Raw genomic sequence first — 1,829 nt, 5'->3', positions numbered from 1 at the left:
GTTTTGCTTTGTCGAGGTTTTCCATGACTCTATTCTCTCAGGAGTAAAGGTCTCCGGAAAACCCGGTGCGCTTCAATCGCGGGCAACCGACGCGAAGCGCTCTGGCAGTCGGCCGCTGCCGTGCCTGACCGAGGTCTCTTAGCCGATAGTCGGATCGACGATGAAACACCCGAGCTCGGCGCGCCTTCCGAGGCGCAAGATATCGTCAGCGACTACAACTCGACGGGGCTGACGCTTGGCCGACATCCGTTGTCGCTTTTGCGTCCCGCGCTATTGGAGCAGCGCCTCATGCCGGCCTCGACTCTACGAACCCTTCGAAACGGACGTTTGGCTCGCGGTTGCGGGCTGGTGACCGTACGGCAGCGACCAGGGACGGCGAAAGGCGTGATGTTCGTCACGCTTGAAGACGAAACGGGAAATGTGAACGTCATCATCTGGCCATCGCTACTTGAGAAGCAACGCAGAGAAGCGCTGGGCGCCGCACTGTTGGCTGTGTACGGCACCTGGCAATGTCAGGGAGAAGTACGACACTTGGTTGCTCAACGGCTTGTGGATATGTCGCACCTTTTGGGCGGTCTTACGGCCGTCAGCCGAAACTTCTGTTGAGGTCCTCTGCAAGTCGAACGGCGCGTGACGACCCTGATCCGCCATTGAGATTGCCCAATAACGGACGTTCATGAACGGCTATCACCCCCTTCTCCTGTGTATTTTGCCTGTGCAATAATCTTCGCACTCATGTGACTGGCGCATACAGATAGAGCCCTATCGGGGAGCATGAGGTTGTTAGCCGCCGCGCGCCTAGGCATTACCGACCATTTCTGGAGAAAGGGTTATGCCTGATTTCGCAAATCTGCTGATGTATGGCCTTGTGGCGTTGGGAATGGTTTTAACACCGGGACCCAACATGATCTATCTGATTTCCCGCTCAATTTGCCAAGGTAGACGTGCAGGCCTCATTTCGTTAAGCGGCGTTGCTCTAGGCTTTGTGTTCTACATGCTCTGCGCAGCATTCGGGATTACGGCTTTCGTATTTGCGATACCGTACGCATACGACACGCTTCGTTTCGGCGGGGCTTTGTACCTTCTATATCTTGCGTGGCAAGCGGTCAAGCCCGGTGGGCGTTCCGCGTTCGCAGTGCGCGACCTACCGGTCGATACCCCGAGAAAGCTGTTCAGCATGGGGTTCATCACTAACTTGGCGAATCCCAAAATCGCCGTTATGTATCTATCTCTGCTTCCCCAGTTTATTACGCCGGGGCATGGCAGTGTGCTTACCCAATCACTGGCGCTCGGCACCGTTCAGATTTCAATCAGCCTGGCCGTGAATGCTCTTATCGCCGTGACGGCCGGGTCGATATCTACCTTCCTGTCCGGACGCCCACTGTGGCTATTGTTACAACGTTGGCTGATGGGAACCGTTCTGACAGGTCTAGCGGTACGCATGGCGTATGAATCCAGAAAATAGCAATGCCTTACCCGTTCGGTGATTGTTGGCGATCTATGAGGTAATGCTGACGGCTGATACTGGCCGCACTGAGGCATTTCGCCTTCGCTTCCTATCGCAAGCACGCCCTCTGACCCTCCGAGAGGTGCGCGTTCTTCTGTCGGCCACAATCGCTGCCCCACCGAACCGCCCGTCCGTGCCGCGGCCAGGTTCAGACTTGAACGAACAAATTTCAGAGTTAAGTAAATCTCGTGTGGGGATTCACATAACTCTGAACTCCCGCATCAGCGAGCGCCGTGCTTTCCGCCTGGATTTGCCCCCGTAGTTCCGGACACCATCTCACACCAAGGTTGATGAATCGGCTTTACGTCGGAACTCGCGCGGC

At 56.0% G+C, this 1,829-nt stretch carries 1 protein-coding gene, 1 pseudogene and 1 riboswitch; the gene and the pseudogene both read left to right on the top strand.

The genetic code is table 11. From position 1 onward, the window contains the following. Positions 1 to 69: 69 nt before the first annotated feature. Positions 70 to 606 (top strand): annotated as a pseudogene (locus NCT03_RS33990) (OB-fold nucleic acid binding domain-containing protein); the annotation flags it as partial. A gap of 121 nt (positions 607 to 727) precedes the next feature. Continuing rightward, positions 728 to 811, top strand: a riboswitch (ZMP/ZTP riboswitch). 21 nt (positions 812 to 832) lie between these two features. After that, positions 833 to 1,465 (top strand): LysE family translocator, encoded by a 633-nt coding sequence (locus NCT03_RS33550; RefSeq protein ID WP_250495502.1) that lies wholly within the window; start codon positions 833 to 835, stop codon positions 1,463 to 1,465. Positions 1,466 to 1,829 lie beyond the last annotated feature (364 nt).

Origin of the sequence: Caballeronia sp. GAWG1-1 (assembly GCF_023631465.1) — a bacterium.
Classification (GTDB): domain Bacteria; phylum Pseudomonadota; class Gammaproteobacteria; order Burkholderiales; family Burkholderiaceae; genus Caballeronia.
Note: the sequence above shows the minus strand (reverse complement) of the source record. Positions and strands in the feature narration are given on the sequence as shown.